This window comes from Pseudomonas sp. LBUM1674 (assembly GCF_059695635.1).
This window is the reverse complement of sequence record NZ_CP166779.1, coordinates 1,726,862-1,741,251: the sequence shown is the minus strand read 5'-3', so window position 1 is coordinate 1,741,251 and position 14,390 is coordinate 1,726,862. Positions and strand designations below refer to the sequence as shown.

The 14,390-nt window shown below is 60.6% G+C and carries 14 protein-coding genes; 6 read left to right on the top strand and 8 right to left on the bottom strand.

The window, feature by feature from the left end:
• Positions 1-73: 73 nt before the first annotated feature.
• The gene (locus ACA067_RS08140; RefSeq protein WP_497461317.1) at positions 74-622 is read right to left on the bottom strand and encodes a DUF4174 domain-containing protein; all 549 of its coding nucleotides are present in this window, start codon (positions 620-622) and stop codon (positions 74-76) included.
• 228 nt (positions 623-850) lie between these two features.
• Between ACA067_RS08140 and ACA067_RS08135 the strand changes: the two genes are divergently transcribed.
• Both ACA067_RS08135 and ACA067_RS08130 read left to right on the top strand, forming a co-directional pair.
• Positions 851-1,318, top strand: a complete 468-nt coding sequence (locus ACA067_RS08135) for a GNAT family N-acetyltransferase (RefSeq protein WP_497461316.1) — start codon at positions 851-853, stop codon at positions 1,316-1,318.
• 45 nt (positions 1,319-1,363) lie between these two features.
• Positions 1,364-1,732 carry a VOC family protein gene (locus tag ACA067_RS08130; protein ID WP_497461315.1) on the top strand — a complete coding sequence of 123 codons (369 nt, stop codon included), beginning with the start codon at positions 1,364-1,366 and terminating at the stop codon, positions 1,730-1,732.
• Positions 1,733-1,751: 19 nt separating this feature from the next.
• Here ACA067_RS08130 and ACA067_RS08125 read toward each other — a convergent pair whose 3' ends face one another.
• Complete coding sequence (locus tag ACA067_RS08125; protein WP_497461314.1) at positions 1,752-2,537, bottom strand: sulfite exporter TauE/SafE family protein; 786 nt, start codon at positions 2,535-2,537, stop codon at positions 1,752-1,754.
• Positions 2,538-2,851: 314 nt separating this feature from the next.
• Positions 2,852-3,601 (bottom strand): hypothetical protein, encoded by a 750-nt coding sequence (locus tag ACA067_RS08120; protein ID WP_497461313.1) that lies wholly within the window; start codon positions 3,599-3,601, stop codon positions 2,852-2,854.
• A 384-nt stretch (positions 3,602-3,985) separates the two neighbouring features.
• Between ACA067_RS08120 and ACA067_RS08115 the strand changes: the two genes are divergently transcribed.
• The gene (locus ACA067_RS08115) at positions 3,986-4,807 is read left to right on the top strand and encodes an aldo/keto reductase (RefSeq protein WP_497461312.1); all 822 of its coding nucleotides are present in this window, start codon (positions 3,986-3,988) and stop codon (positions 4,805-4,807) included.
• Between the two features lie 30 nt (positions 4,808-4,837).
• Positions 4,838-5,287 (top strand): DUF1810 domain-containing protein, encoded by a 450-nt coding sequence (locus ACA067_RS08110; RefSeq protein WP_497461311.1) that lies wholly within the window; start codon positions 4,838-4,840, stop codon positions 5,285-5,287.
• On the opposite strand, the gene ACA067_RS08105 is transcribed toward ACA067_RS08110, so the two are convergent.
• Positions 5,273-7,633 (bottom strand): DNA polymerase II, encoded by a 2,361-nt coding sequence (locus tag ACA067_RS08105; protein ID WP_497461310.1) that lies wholly within the window; start codon positions 7,631-7,633, stop codon positions 5,273-5,275. The genes ACA067_RS08110 and ACA067_RS08105 overlap by 15 nt on opposite strands.
• 125 nt (positions 7,634-7,758) lie before the next feature.
• On the opposite strand from ACA067_RS08105, the gene ACA067_RS08100 reads away from it, so the two are divergent.
• On the top strand, positions 7,759-9,099 hold the full coding sequence (locus ACA067_RS08100) for a substrate-binding domain-containing protein (RefSeq protein ID WP_497461309.1): 1,341 nt from the start codon (positions 7,759-7,761) through the stop codon (positions 9,097-9,099).
• A 180-nt stretch (positions 9,100-9,279) separates the two neighbouring features.
• Here the strand turns inward: ACA067_RS08100 and ACA067_RS08095 are convergent, their stop codons facing one another.
• Positions 9,280-9,798 carry an ankyrin repeat domain-containing protein gene (locus ACA067_RS08095; RefSeq protein ID WP_497461308.1) on the bottom strand — a complete coding sequence of 173 codons (519 nt, stop codon included), beginning with the start codon at positions 9,796-9,798 and terminating at the stop codon, positions 9,280-9,282.
• 128 nt (positions 9,799-9,926) lie between these two features.
• The gene (locus tag ACA067_RS08090; protein WP_497461307.1) at positions 9,927-11,762 is read right to left on the bottom strand and encodes a long-chain-acyl-CoA synthetase; all 1,836 of its coding nucleotides are present in this window, start codon (positions 11,760-11,762) and stop codon (positions 9,927-9,929) included.
• A 344-nt stretch (positions 11,763-12,106) separates the two neighbouring features.
• On the opposite strand from ACA067_RS08090, the gene ACA067_RS08085 reads away from it, so the two are divergent.
• Positions 12,107-12,385 carry a DUF3509 domain-containing protein gene (locus ACA067_RS08085; RefSeq protein ID WP_017339634.1) on the top strand — a complete coding sequence of 93 codons (279 nt, stop codon included), beginning with the start codon at positions 12,107-12,109 and terminating at the stop codon, positions 12,383-12,385.
• A 277-nt stretch (positions 12,386-12,662) separates the two neighbouring features.
• Here the strand turns inward: ACA067_RS08085 and ACA067_RS08080 are convergent, their stop codons facing one another.
• Both ACA067_RS08080 and ACA067_RS08075 read right to left on the bottom strand, forming a co-directional pair.
• The gene (locus tag ACA067_RS08080; RefSeq protein ID WP_497461306.1) at positions 12,663-13,208 is read right to left on the bottom strand and encodes a 1,2-dihydroxy-3-keto-5-methylthiopentene dioxygenase; all 546 of its coding nucleotides are present in this window, start codon (positions 13,206-13,208) and stop codon (positions 12,663-12,665) included.
• A 31-nt stretch (positions 13,209-13,239) separates the two neighbouring features.
• On the bottom strand, positions 13,240-14,385 hold the full coding sequence (locus ACA067_RS08075; RefSeq protein ID WP_150800277.1) for an MFS transporter: 1,146 nt from the start codon (positions 14,383-14,385) through the stop codon (positions 13,240-13,242).
• Positions 14,386-14,390: the final 5 nt, after the last annotated feature.

Sequence of the window (14,390 nt, the reverse complement as noted above, 5' to 3'; positions counted from 1 at the left end):
GACTGACACGCCGCTTTCGCGAGCAAGCTCGCTCCCACAGGGAATTCATTTGCCATGAAGGTTCTGCGCGGATTCAATCGTCCGGCATTTCAGGCGGCTTGGCGGGTTTGGTCGGTTTGGCCGGTTTTGTGCCCTTGGCGCCCTTGGCCGGGGCGGCTTCGGTCACCGGCGGTGGCGTCGGCACCGTGGCTTCTTTCTCTGTCGCCGGCAATTCGTCGATGGTCTTGAAGATCGCCTGCAGGTCGACCGCATCCGACTGTTCCAGTTTCTTTTCGCCGTCCTTGCCGACCAGAATCACCTTGGTCTTCGCGCCGGCCCCCAACTTGAGCGAACGGATCAATGCCGCCGTGTCTTGTGGCCCCAGGTCTTTGCCCTCGCGCTGGCCCATCAGATTGAGCACGGTGTACAGGATCATGTTGCGATCGTCGAAGCCCTTGCGGTTGGCCGGCTCATCCAGTGCCTTTTTCAAGCTGACCCACGTGGGATCGACCGTACTCGGAGCGATGACGATCAACGGCCGGGCCCTGCCCTTGTCCATGTCCAGCGGTGAGTCGCCATCGGCGGCGAACAAGGGACCGGCGAAAGCCAGCAGGGTAGCCAGGGTCAATGACCTGATGAGCATGCGCATCTCCTTTTGATATCCACGCTCTAATGATTGCGCATCGCGGCGTTCGTTCCGGGGACGCTTCGCAATTATGTTTCGCCCTGACCCTAGCTTAGGTCAGGGCAGTCATTGCGCAACAGATCATTGAGGATCGAACGTGGATTTGATCAGCTGTTCCGAGCGCTTTATTGTGGTTCACCATTGCGACGACTGAATCGTCTGCCGGCAAAGGAGCTTCAATTCAACATGGAAATCGATTACCTCTGCAACCACCCCGCCCTGATCCCGGAATTGGCCGAGCTGAATTTCAAGGAATGGGGTCAATTCAGACCCGGCGACACCCTCCAGGCAAGAACCGAACGTATGCGCGCTGCATGCGGCAAAGGTGCCGTGCCCACCGTGGTGGTAGCACTCGATGGTACGCAACTGCTCGGCGGAGCCCTGTTGATTGAGAGCGATCTGGCATCACGGCCCGAATTGACTCCCTGGCTGGCAGGTGTTTACGTCAAGGCCGAGCATCGTGGTCGGGGCATCGCCTCCGGGCTGGTGTCGCGTATCGTCGAGGAGGCGGCGGCACTCGCAATCCCCAGGCTCTTTCTATACACCGACTCGGCCCAGTCGCTTTACGCCAGACTGGGCTGGGAGATCGTGGAGCAACTGGACGACGACGGGCTCGAGATCACCGTGATGGCACGCGATACGTCGAAGGTTTAAAGCAACAGTGCTTAACTCATGGGTGAGATCAAGGAGTCTCCTCCCATGAGCGCTCAGCTGAACCACACCATCGTCTGGTGCCGCGACAAGCAGGCATCGGCCAACTATCTGGCCGACATCCTCGGCCTGCCCGCCCCCGAACCCTTCGGGCCGATGTTGATCGTTAAACTCGACAACGGCGTGTCGCTGGATTTCTACAACAACGACCCACCGATCGCCTCCCAGCACTATGCATTTCTGATCGGTGACGACGATTTCGATGCGGCCTTCGCCCGTCTGCAAGCGCGAAAGCAACCCTGGTGGGCCGATCCCGGCAAGCAGCGGCCGAACGAAATCAATGACTACGGCGGTGGCCGGCGGGTTTACTTCGATGACCCGGATGGGCATCTGCTGGAAATTTTCACCCGTGAGTGACTGAGGCCTGCGGCGAACATCAGAACGCCAGTTTGTAGCCGATCAGCACCAGCATCGTGGCCAGGCAAGGACGCAACACTTCGTCGGAGATGCGGCCGGTCAGATGACTGCCCAGGTAAATGCCTGGCAGCGAACCGACCAGCAAATAGCCCAGCACCTGCCAATCCATGTTGCCCATGCTCGCATGACCGAGGCCTGCGACCAGGGTCAGCGGTACGGCGTGGGCGATTTCCGTGCCCACCAGCCGGCGGGTTGGCAGCAGTGGATAAAGAATGAACAGCGCCACGGTCCCCAGGGCACCCGCACCGATAGAGGTCAGGGCGACCATGGTGCCGAGCACCAGACCGGTGATCACGGTCAGCCCATTCAGGCGCGAGCCGCTGGGGTTGTAGTTGCCGCCCGCGCGTTTGTGAGCGAAATCGAGCAAGCGTTTCTTGAAGAAAATCGCCATCGCGGTGGCAAACAGGACAAAGCCCAAGGCCTGTTTGATCACGGCGTTCATGGCATCGGGGGATGTCTGCAGGGTGCTCAGGAACCACAGCGTCATCAGCACCGCCGGCACACTGCCGAGGGTCAGCCAGCCGGTGATTGACCAATCGATGTTGTTGTTCTTTTTATGAACCAGAACGCCGCTGGATTTGGTGATGGCGGCGTACAGAAGATCCGTGCCCACCGCCGTCGCCGGATTGACGCCGAACCACAGCAGGATCGGCGTCATCAATGAACCGCCGCCGACGCCGGTCATGCCGACGATGAAACCCACAATTAAACCTGCGACCACCAACCCGAAGTTAACGAATTCCATTAACACGCCCACAAAAATCGCATGAAAAAACTGGCCCGCAGCATAGCGATTTTTCTTATAACCACTTATATCGATGCGGTCTATCGTTATACCTATATGACCTCTGATATCCCTCCTGAAACTGGCTTGCCTGCGAACGCGGTGTGTCAGCCGACCTGATGCTGTGGACATACCGGACCCTTGTAGGAGCTGGCTTGCCAGCGAAGGCGGTGTGACAGGTAACAATGATGTTGAATGTGACGGCCCCTTCGCTGGCAAGCCAGCTCCTACAGGGGGGTGCGGGCGTTTGATGGATCAGGGGCAGGCCGCCAAAGTTATTGCACGGGCAGGAAATTGAGGAATAGCAGGCTCTGGGCGTAATTCAGCCCGATCCGCCGGTAGCGCTCGTCGAGCATCTGGGTCAGCAGGTCCAGACGCGCGACGATCTTGCCGAATTCCACGGCAAAACTCAGGTTGCTGCCCTCCTCCGAAATCTCGTTGGAAAACAGCAAGGGCTCGCCCTGCTTGTTCTGCCGCTGGCTGAGGATCCAGGTGGCTTTCTCGATGTTGCGCGCGGCGTTGTTGACGAAGGTCGGGTTGATCGCATCGGTCATGTAGAACTCGAGACGATTGCCGTGGGCGGTGACCAGCATGCTGCCGATGGCATAGATGAAGGCACCGACCCGGTCGCCGAGGAATTCCGGGCTCATGGCGAAGCTCAGTGCCGCCAGGTCTTTTTTACCCCCCAGGGTCGGCAGCGGCTGTTGCATTTCGATGGCCATGCGCACTTGCTGCCCAGCGGTGCGGGCGTCGAGGAAGCCGGACTTCTTCAACTCTTCGGGATTGCGCAGGTAGAGCTTGCTCATGAGCAAGTAGAGGCTGTCGAGGTTGTCGCGCATCGCCAGGGTTGCCATGCGGTCGACGCTGGTCTGGAGAAATTCCTGGGGTTTGCCTTCGCGGAACTGGTCGATGATGTCGCCGCCCTGTTGCTGGCTGCATCCGGTGAGGCAGAGCGTCGACAGACAGGCCAGCAGCAGGCTGATACGGCGGATTTGCATTGTGATGAGGGATAACACTCGAACCATGGGTGTTTGAACTTGGACATGGGCTTGCGGTGGGGATCGCCGCAGGCTGGCCATGGATAGAGCCGGGAATTACGGAAAAGTGCAGTGCCGGCGGTCCGTAAGTGTGGGGGGTGGTGCATAAGATCAAAAGATCGCAGCCTGCGGCAGCTCCTACAGGGGTGCGCGTGTTTTCTGGCAGCGTGCGTTATCGTTCACGTGCATCGTCGGAACGCCGCCCGGAGCAAGCTTGCTCCTACAGGGGGCAGCGTCCATCCGGTATATCGCGGATGGACGCGATCGATGTAGGAGCTGCCGCAGGCTGCGATCTTTTGATCTTCCGACGGAACCACCGGGTTATTCTGGTGCCAACCGAAGAGTACCCTTCGAGCGAAAAAGGAGATGTGCATGCGCACCCTCGAACTGGCAGGCGTCAACGTACCGGTCATCGGCCAGGGCACCTGGCGCATGGGTGAGGATCCTTCGCGGAACAGCCAGGAAGTCGCGGCGTTGCGCCTGGGCATCGAGTTGGGCATGACCCTGATCGACACCGCTGAAATGTACGGCGAAGGTGGCGCCGAGCAGGTGGTCGGTGAAGCCATCGCAGGTAGGCGAGACAAGGTGTTTCTGGTCAGCAAGGTGTACCCGCACAACGCCAGCCGCAACGGCATCCCCCTGGCGTGCGAGCGCAGCCTGCAACGGCTGGATACCGACTACATTGACTTGTACCTGCTGCACTGGCGCGGCCAGTATCCCCTGGAGGAAACCGTCGAAGCCTTCGAACGCCTGCGCGAAGCAGGCAAGATCGGTCGTTGGGGCGTGTCCAATTGCGACCTGGATGATTTGCACGAGCTGGCCGCGCCGGCCTGCGCCACTAACCAGGTACTCTACAATCTGGAAGAACGCGGCATAGAATTTGACCTGTTGCCCTGGTGCCAGCAGCATCGCCTGCCGGTCATGGCCTACTGTCCGATCGGCCAGGGTGGGCAGCTGCTGAACCACCCGGCGCTCAGGCGGGTTGCCGCCCATCACGACGCGACGCCGGCCCAAATCGCACTGGCATGGATTCTTCGTCAGGACGACGTGATCGCCATCCCCAAGGCGGTCAGACCTGAACATGTGCAATTGAATGCGCGAGCCGCGCAATTGCAGCTTGAAGCCGGGGATCTGGAGGCGCTGGACCATGCGTTTCACGCGCCGCAACGAAAGCAACGGTTGGCCATGGTCTGAGCCATCGCGGTTTTGTCAGAGGGCTTGCGCATGAGAAGCACCGATCCACTCGACAGGTTCAACCTGCAACGCTTCATTCAGGCACAAAACCCGGTGTTCGAACGGGTTCAGGATGAGCTCAGTGATGGCCGCAAGCGCAGCCACTGGATGTGGTTCATCTTTCCGCAATTCACCGGACTTGGCGACAGTGAGATGTCCCGTCAATTCGCGATTCGATCCGCAGCGGAAGCGCAGGCCTATCTCCAACACCCCGTATTGAGCACGCGCCTGCGTACCTGCACGCAATTGGTCCTGGACATCGAGCAGCGCCCGATTGCCGCGATTTTCGGCCATCCCGACGACCTCAAGTTTCACTCCTCGATGACACTGTTTGCCCAGATCGATACCGAAGACAACCTCTTCAGCCGGGCACTGGATCGGTATTTCCACGGCATTCCTGACGAGTGGACGTTGACGCTGCTGGACTCAAAACAGGCCTAATTGCCCACCGATCAGGGTTGAGAAGTCGTCGTCGACGAAGGGCAGGATCGCATCCGCCACCGGTTGCAATTGCCGGGTGACATAGTGGTCGTAATCGATGGGTGCGCTACGGATCTCCAGCGGTTCGGGCCCGGCGACGCTGATCACGTAGCTGATCCAGCCCCCGTTCTGGTACTGCCGCGGCCGGCCCTGACGGTCGTTGTAGTCGTCGGCGATACGCGCCGCGCGGACATGGGGCGGCACGTTGCGTTGATAGTCGTCGAGGGTGCGGCGCAGGCGCTTGCGATAGATCAGCCGGTCATCGAACTCACCGGCCAGGGTCTTGCGCACGTAGTCGCGCACGTAATCCCGGTAAGGCTGGCGATTGAAGATGCGCAGGTACAGTTCCTGCTGGAACTGCCGGGCCAGCGGCGACCAGTCGGTGCGCACGGTTTCCAGGCCTTTGTAGACCATTTCATCGGTGCCGTCGGCGCGGGTCACCAGCCCGGCATAGCGCTTCTTGCTGCCCTCCTCGGCGCCGCGGATGGTCGGCATCAGGAAGCGTTTGTAGTGGGTTTCGAACTGCAACTCCAGGGCACTTTCCAGCCCGTATTCCTGCCGCACATGTTCGCGCCACCACTGGTTGACGTGGTCCACCAGGGCGCGGCCGATCTGCGCCGCTTCCTGCTGACCGTGGGCGCGGCGCAGCCAGACGAAGGTCGAGTCGGTGTCGCCGTAGATCACCGTGTGGCCCTGGGCTTCGATCAACTGGCGGGTACGCAGCATGATTTCGTGGCCGCGCAGGGTGATGGACGATGCGAGGCGCGTATCGAAGAAGCGGCAACCACTGGAACCGAGCACGCCGTAAAAGGCGTTCATGATGATCTTCAAGGCCTGGGACAGCGGCGCGTTGTGTTCGCGCTTGGCGGTTTCCCGGCCTTCGGCGACGCGGGCGACGATCGCTGGCAGGCAGTGCCGGGTTCTGGAAAAACGTGCACCGCGAAAACCTGGCACCGACTCGCTGTCAGCGGGATGCTTGAGGCCCTCGATCAGGCCCACCGGGTCGATGAGAAAGGTGCGGATGATCGACGGATAGAGGCTTTTGTAGTCCAGCACCAACACCGATTCATACAGCCCCGGTTGCGAGTCCATGACGAATCCGCCGGGGCTGGCTTGCGCGGGCTTGCTGCCGAGATTGGGCGCGACGAACCCCTGGCGGTGCATCAGCGGCATGTACAGGTGGGTGAAGGCCGCCACCGAACCACCGCTGCGGTCCGCCGGCAAACCGGTGACGCTGGCCCGTTCCAGGAGGAAGGTCAGCAGTTCGGTCTTGGCGAAGATGCGCGTCACCAGTTCGCAGTCCTTGAGGTTGTACCTGGCCAGGGCCGGTTTGTCCTCGGCGAACATGCGGTTGATTTCGTCCATGCGCTGATACGGCGTGCTGATCGCCTTGCCCTCGCCAAGCAGGGTTTGCGCGACGTTTTCCAGGCTGAACGAGGGGAAGTTCCAGGTTGCCGAGCGCAGGGATTCGATGCCATCGATGATCAATCGCCCGGCGGCCGAGGCGAAGTAATGGTTGCGGCTGCCGTGTTCGCGCCATTGCATTTCCTCGCCGCCGCGCCCCAGTTTCAGCGGCACCGCCAGGCTCCTGGCGTGCTCGTGCAGCACGCGCAGGTCGAACTGCACGACGTTCCAGCCGATGATCGCGTCGGGATCATGGCGGGCGAACCATTCATTGAGTTTTTTCAGCAGCAGGGTTCGCGAGTCGCAGTATTCGAGCTGGAAATCCACCGCGCGGTCGTCGCCGTTGGGCGGACCCAACATATAGACCTGACGCTCGCCGCAGCCTTCCAGGGCGATGGAATACAACTCGCCCCGGGCGGTGGTTTCGATGTCCAGGGACACCAGCCTGAGCGTGGGTCGATAGTCCGGGTCGGGTTTCATCTGCGCGTCCAGCAGCAGGCCCTCGGCACCGGGCGTGCCGCCAAAGACCACCGGCGCCGTGATGAACCGCTCCATCATGTAGCGCTCGGGCGGGCGCACGTCGGCTTCGAACATATCGACGCCGGCCTTGCGCAGCGCGGTTTCCAGGCGCATCAGCTGCCCGTGCTGCCGGCAATACAGACCGAGCACCGGACGATGCTCGAAATCCAGCAAGGCGAGCGGTCGCAGTTCGACGTTTTTTTCGCCGCGCAACAGCGCCTCGGCCTGCTCGCGCTGGGCCGCCGGGATGAACGCCACCGAGGGTTGCCAAGGCAGGCGGATTCGCTGGGGACCGGTATCGGTCGCCAACCAGAATTCGACTTCCGTGCCGGCCGGTGTGTCGCGCCAATGCCGGGTCAAGACGAAGCCCCGCTGTAAATCCACCACTGCAACCTCAGATTTGCTCCAGAGCGCAATTCTACGCGTTAGACGAGCTATTGATCTGTCATCTTTCGGACACCTTACTGTCTTATTCTCCCGGCACTTTCCTTATCTTGTAAGGTGCCGGCATGACGCTGCGCGTGTTGTTCCTGTGGGTGCTCTGCGCGAGCCTGCCGCTGACGGCTTCGGCCGGTGATCTGCCGACCCCCGAACAGGGTCCGGTGCTGCGCATCCAGGGGTCCAATACGATCGGCGCCGCACTGGGCCCGGCACTGGTCGAAGGCTTGATGCGCGAGCAAGGGTTGTACAAGGTTCACCGCGAAGCCCTGGACACCGCCAACGAACTGCGAGTGGTTGGCGAAACCGTTCAAGGGCGCCGGGTGGTGGTGGGCATTGCGGCTCACGGCTCCAGCACCGGCTTCACTGCCCTGGAAAACGCCACCGCCGATCTCGCCGCGTCCTCGCGCCCGATCAAGGACAGCGAACGGGCAACCCTGCAATCACTGGGCGATCTGAAACAACCTGACGCCGAGCAGGTGATCGCCATCGATGGCCTGGCGATCATCCTTCATCCGCAAAACCCGTTGAATCAACTCGACACCGAACAACTGGCGCGGATTTTCAGCGGCGAGGCAAGTACCTGGGAAGCACTCGGCGGTCGCGGTGGGCCGATTCATCTTTATGCGCGGGATGACCATTCGGGCACTTATGACACGTTCAAGGAACTGGTTCTCGCGGGACGGGGGAAAATGCTGAGCGGCAGCGCGAAACGTTTCGAATCCAGTGAGCAGTTGTCCGACGCGGTGAGCCTGGATCCGCAAGGCATCGGCTTCATCGGTCTGCCCTACGTACGCCAGGCCAAAGCCGTGGCCATTGCCGACGGCCAATCCCAGGCCATGCTGCCGCTCGACAGCCTGATCGCCACGGAAGACTATCCATTGTCCCGTCGACTGTTCTTTTACCTGCCGCCCACCGGGAATAATCCCTGGGCCAACGCCTTGGTGGCATTCGCCCAAAGCAGCCAGGGTCAGGCCATCGTCGCGGCCAATGGCTTTATCGCCCAGACCGTCCAGGCCATGGCCGTCACGCCGAATGCGCTGATGCCCGAAGGCTATCAGGCGCTCAGCCGCCATGCCCAGCGGCTGTCGGTCAACTTCCGGTTCGAAGAAGGCAGTGCGACCCTGGACAACAAGGCCCGGCAGGACCTCTCAAGGGTGCTCGACTACATCAAGCAGCACGACAAGAGCCGTCGGCAGGTGACGCTGGTGGGATTTGGCGATGCCAAGCGTGATTCGGCGCGGGCCGATCTGCTGTCGAAACTGCGCGCCATGGCAGTGCGCCGGGAGCTGGTGAAAAGCGGTGTGGTGTTGCGCGAGGTTCGCGGCTTTGGCGCAGAGATGCCGGTGGCGGCCAATAGCGCGGACGAGGGGCGGATCAAGAATCGGCGGGTTGAGGTGTGGGTGTATTGAAAACCTGAAATTTATGACACTTGTGGCGAGGGAGCTTGCTCCCGCTTGAGTGCGTAGCACTCACAAAAATCTGTGTTGTTGTCAGATTTTTGGGGCCGCTACGCAGCCCAGCGCGAGCAAGCTCGCTCGCCACAGGAGCTCGCTCGCCACAGGTTTTCAGCCTGCCTGAGGATTTGCCGGTCAGCCGAGCAATTTCTCAAGCTGCGCCGTGGTGTCCACCGCACCCATCGTCTTGGCCGCATCCAGCGCGGTGATGCCATTGGCATCCCGGGCCTTCGGATCGGCACCCTTGCCGATCAGGTAGTCGACGATTTCGACGCGATTGAACATCGCCGCCATCATCAGCGCCGTACGGCCGTCGAAGGACGAACCTTCAACCTGCGCACCGCCTTCGACCAACGCCTTGACCACCGCCAGGTCACCCTTGAAGGCCGCGCCGGCAATCGGGCTCTGGCCGTTGTCGTTGCGGATTTCCGGGTCGGCCTTGTGCTCGAGCAGGACTTTTACCGTCTCCACATGGCCGTGGTAAGCGGCCAGCATCAACAAGGTATCGCCCTTGTGGTTGCGCAGGTTCGGCGGCAGGCCCTTGGTCAGCAGCGCAGCCATCATGGCCGCATCGCCCTCGCGCGCCTTGTTGAATACCTGTTCGGCAAATTCAGCGGCTTCTTCGGGGGTCATCTGGCGGCTTTGGTCTGACATCGGGGGCTCCACTTTCGGTTATTCGCAAAGCCGACAGTTTCCCGATGAGCCCCGAAGCTGTCACTTGTTTTTTCTCATGGACGGTCATAGCCACATTCAACAATAGCCACATTCAACAATAGCCACATTCAATAACGGTACTTGCCGCCATGAATGTCCGTCAGCAACTGCTCAGTAACCTGCACGTAAGTCCCGGTCCCGGGCAGCCAGGCGTAAATCGGATCATCACCGGTTCTACCGGGGTCGAACGCTTCATCCTTGAGCCGGGTCTTCTGGTATTTGAAGGTCCCGGTGGTCTCCATTTTCACTTTTACCCGCAGGAACAAAGGCACGGCATAGGCCGGCATCTGCTCCCGGGCGAAGGCCAGCAGCTCGCTGAAATCCAGGGTCGCCAGGGATTCGGCGGGCGTGATCGCGGCCATCCCGGCGCGGCCGTTGGTGTTGCGGATTTCCACGCCATAGGCCACGGCTTCGCAAATGTTCGGGTGCTGCAGGAGGATGTTCTCGACCTCGGTGGTCGAGACGTTTTCGCCCTTCCAGCGATAGGTGTCACCCAGACGATCGACGAACTGCGCGTGGCCGAAACCGATGTTGCGCATCAGGTCGCCGGTGTTGAAGTAACGGTCGCCTTTGGCGAATACATCGTGGAGCACGACCTTCGCAGTCTTTTGCGGATCGGTGTAGCCATCCAGCGGCGCCTTGTCGTCGATCTTCGCCAGCAACAAGCCCTGCTCGCCTTTGGCCACCTTGCGCATGAAGCCTTTGGCGTCCCGAGTCGGCAAGCCGCTGTCGTGGTCGTACGCCGCCAGTTCCCATGACATCAGGGAAAACCCCACGGTGTTGTCGAAATTCAGAACGTTGGTGAAGCCGATGTTGCCGTCACTGGCGGCGTACAGCTCGCAAATATGCTTTACACCGAATCGCGTCTTGAATTCGCGCCACGCGCCGGGGCGCAGGCCATTGCCGATCATCTTCGTCACCCTGTGCTGGTTGTCGTCGGCAGCGGGCGGTTGATCCACCAGATAACGGCACAGCTCACCGACGTAGCCGAGGGTGGTCGCGCGGTACTTTCGCACATCGTTCCAGAACTGGCTGGCGCTGAACTTGCGGCGGATGGCAAAACCCGAGGCGCCACTGATCGCCGAACCCCAGCACACGCACAGCCCGGTGGCGTGATAGAGCGGCAAGGTGCAATAGACGACATCCTCGGGGCGCATAGCCAGCGCGATCATCCCGAAGCTGGCGGAACTGCGCATCCAGCGGCCGTGCTTGAACACCCCGGCCTTGGGCAACCCGGTGGTGCCTGAGGTGTAGATGTAGAAACAAGGGTCGTCGAAAAAAACCTGCTGGCTGCTGACCGGGTTGTCACTGCAAGCGTCGACGCTGGTCGCCATCAGGTTGATGAAGCCGTCGGGGGCAATGCCCGGATGGGTATAGGTGCCTTGATCGGCGACAAACCAGGTGCGCGCAGGCGTGATCGACACCCGTTCGCGCACCGCCGAAAACGCCGGGACCAGCTCCTCGCCGACAATGATTGCCGCCGGCGCCACCAGGTTCAGGCTGTGGGCCAGGGTGTCGCGGGTTTGCGACGTATTGAGCAAGGCGCTGATCGCGCCGACCTTGGCCACCGCCAGAATCGTCACCAACAGTTCCGGGCGGTTCTCGATGAACACCGCCACTACATCGCCCTTGCGGATGCCTTGGGCAATCAGGTGATGGGCAATGCGATTCGCCCATTGGTTGACCTGTGCATAAGTCAGCGCCACCTCGCCCTGTAGCAATGCCGGGCCATCGGGATTGCGCAAGGTCGCCTGCTCGAAGCTCCAGCCCAGGCCACAGGGTTGGGTCGGGTCCTTGACGTTGGCCGCTTTCATGCCTTTCACCACTCGGGGGATGGCTTTGGCAATGGAAGGCAGCTTGCGGAGCATCATGCCCCAGGTAATCGTGTCGTGCGGCATGCTCATGGAGGCTCCCGGTCGATCTTTTTATTGTCGGGTGGCGGTTGAATGAGGCCGAAAATACGTCAGCGCTTCCTGGGCTGTACACGCGGTTTTTGAAATGTTTTGTATCCGCGGCAGCCGCAACGGAAATCGGGAGCACCCGCCGTGCAAATGGTTCAGTCGAATCGCGCACAACCACGCAAAATGCAGGATGCACGATGGTCATTCATGCAGATTGCACGAAACCACAAAATCACGACAAATATAAGTTATTGATTTTAAAGTGTTTTTAAAAATTAAGGTGCTGGCACAATCACTGCAACTACCTCTGCATGCTTGCCATTCAAGAGCTAACGGAGCTGATAGACATGAACCTGATCCAAGAAAAATTTTCGTCGCTGTTCTCCAACTTCGAAGTGACCACCCAGCCACGTCCTGACGGTGGCATCCTGCTGACCCTGCGCAGCACCGAAGGTAAAGTGTTCAAACGCTCGATTTCCTACCAGCAATTGCATGCTGGCGATCAGCTGTCTTGGGTGATCAGCGCAATCCGCCGTGATCTTGCCGAACAGGCCAGCGAACTGCCGCAGATCTCCATGCTGCAAAGCCAGCAACGATTTGCCCTGCCGACTTATCATTCGGCGTAAACCGTTGTAATGCTGCAAACACACAGGCCGTGAAAGCTTTCGCTTCACGGCCTGTGTTGTTTCTCGTAGGAGCTGGGGCGTACACAAATCCTGTGACCGGCAAAGAATCAATGTGGGAGCGAGCCTGCTCGCGAAGGCGGACTCACATCCGGCATTGATGTCGACTGACACGCCCTCTTCGCGAGCAGGCTCGCTCCCACAGTTTGAATTGCTTACGGATCAGAGAACAGGTCGTCTGGCAGGGTCGCTGCCGGCGAGAGATCACCTTGATCCGACCTCAATCCTCAAGCAGCGCAAAGCGACTGGCAATGTCCTCGCCAGTGAAGTTGGCCACCCCGCCCTCCGGATGATTGAACAGCCGGATCGCGACGAAATGCGGATGCTCACCCATATCGAACCAATGGGGAGTACCGGCCGGGATTGAGATCAGGTCGTTCTTCTCGCAAAACACCGCGTAGACGTAATCGCCGATGTGCAGGTTGAACAAGCCACGGCCTGCAACGAAAAATCGCACTACATCTTCATCGCAGCGGTGTTCCTCGAGGCGTTCGGCGCGCAGCTCGGCTGCTTGCGGGTGATCGCTGCTCAGGCTGACCACATCAACGCTGATATACCCCTGTTCGGTCATCAGCTCGTCGATCGGCGCCTGGTACGCGCCGATGATTTCTTCCTCGCTGGCGCCGGGCTGGAGCTTCGTCGCGGCTTGCCAGCGGTCAAAGCGCACCCCCTGCTCGGCCAGGGTCGAAGCGATATCGTCGAAGTGGGTCAGCACCTTGTTCGGCAGTTCCGGACTGCTGACAGGGTAAACGGACAGGCTGCTCATGGTTACTTCCTCGATTGTTCACAGGACAGGCTCATGGCCGGTCCTCTTGCATACATGTCGCAATCATAACGGCCGCCGCGAACGCGGCGAGACTGGCAATACTAAAGGTCAATGTGGCCCCGAGGGCGTTCCAGCTATAGCCTGCGTACAACGCACCCAGTGCGCCGCCGGTGCCGGCCAGTGCCGCGTACAGCGCCTGGCCTTGCCCTTGCTGGCGTGCGCCGAAACTGCGTTGCACGAACTGGATGGCCGCCGCATGAAAGCTGCCGAAGGTGGCCGCGTGCAGGACCTGGGCGAACAGCAATACCCACAGATACTCGGCGAACGAACCGAGCAACAACCAGCGCAGCGCCGCCAGCAGAAAACTCGCCAGCAGCACTCGACGCACGGAGAAACGCGCGAGGATCTTGCTCATGGCCAGGAACATCAGGACCTCTGCGACCACACCAACCGCCCAGAGCATGCCGATCAAGCCCCGGCTGTAGCCGAGTCGCTCAAGGTGCAAGGTCAGAAAGGTGTAATACGGACCGTGGCTCAGTTGCATCAGTGCCACGCAGGCGTAAAACGCCAACACCCCGGGGCTGCGCAATTGCTTGAGAAAACCGTCCCCCGCCAGTCGCTCCCCCTGCAGCGGTTGTGCGTTCGGCACCCACAGGCTGCTGACCACGATCCCGGCCAGGATCAACACCAGCGCCACCGGATAGATGTCGAGGCTGAGCCATTCGAACAGCCGGCCCAGCGCGACGACGGTGATGATGAAGCCGATGGAACCCCACAACCGGATCTGGCTGTAGCGGGACGTCTGCCCCTTCAAATGTGCCAGGGTGATGACTTCGAACTGCGGCAGCACGGCGTGCCAGAAGAAGGCGTGCAAGGCCATGACCATCGCCAGCCAGGCGTAGGTCTTGCTGACGAAAATCAACGAGAACGTCAGCAAGGTGCAGACCGCGCCGAAGCGCACGATGGCCAGGCGCTGGCCGGTGTAGTCACCGAGCCAGCCCCAGATGTTCGGTGCCACGCAGCGCATCAACATCGGGATCGCCACCAGCTCGCCGATGCGTGCGCTGGAAAAGCCCAGGTGATCGAAGTACAGCGCCAGAAACGGCGCCGTCGAACCGAGCAAGGCGAAATAGAACAGATAAAAACTGGAGAGCCGCCAGTACGGGAGCGCCGCCACAGTGG

Coding starts and splice junctions, on each gene's coding strand:
- ACA067_RS08110 (WP_497461311.1), top strand. CDS start 4,838: ATGAGAAGCACCGATCCACTCGACAGGTTCAACCTGCAACGCTTCATT.
- ACA067_RS08085 (WP_017339634.1), top strand. CDS start 12,107: ATGAACCTGATCCAAGAAAAATTTTCGTCGCTGTTCTCCAACTTCGAA.
- ACA067_RS08095 (WP_497461308.1), bottom strand. CDS start 9,798: ATGTCAGACCAAAGCCGCCAGATGACCCCCGAAGAAGCCGCTGAATTT.
- ACA067_RS08090 (WP_497461307.1), bottom strand. CDS start 11,762: ATGAGCATGCCGCACGACACGATTACCTGGGGCATGATGCTCCGCAAG.
- ACA067_RS08120 (WP_497461313.1), bottom strand. CDS start 3,601: ATGGTTCGAGTGTTATCCCTCATCACAATGCAAATCCGCCGTATCAGC.
- ACA067_RS08115 (WP_497461312.1), top strand. CDS start 3,986: ATGCGCACCCTCGAACTGGCAGGCGTCAACGTACCGGTCATCGGCCAG.
- ACA067_RS08140 (WP_497461317.1), bottom strand. CDS start 622: ATGCTCATCAGGTCATTGACCCTGGCTACCCTGCTGGCTTTCGCCGGT.
- ACA067_RS08135 (WP_497461316.1), top strand. CDS start 851: ATGGAAATCGATTACCTCTGCAACCACCCCGCCCTGATCCCGGAATTG.
- ACA067_RS08125 (WP_497461314.1), bottom strand. CDS start 2,537: ATGGAATTCGTTAACTTCGGGTTGGTGGTCGCAGGTTTAATTGTGGGT.
- ACA067_RS08130 (WP_497461315.1), top strand. CDS start 1,364: ATGAGCGCTCAGCTGAACCACACCATCGTCTGGTGCCGCGACAAGCAG.
- ACA067_RS08100 (WP_497461309.1), top strand. CDS start 7,759: ATGACGCTGCGCGTGTTGTTCCTGTGGGTGCTCTGCGCGAGCCTGCCG.
- ACA067_RS08080 (WP_497461306.1), bottom strand. CDS start 13,208: ATGAGCAGCCTGTCCGTTTACCCTGTCAGCAGTCCGGAACTGCCGAAC.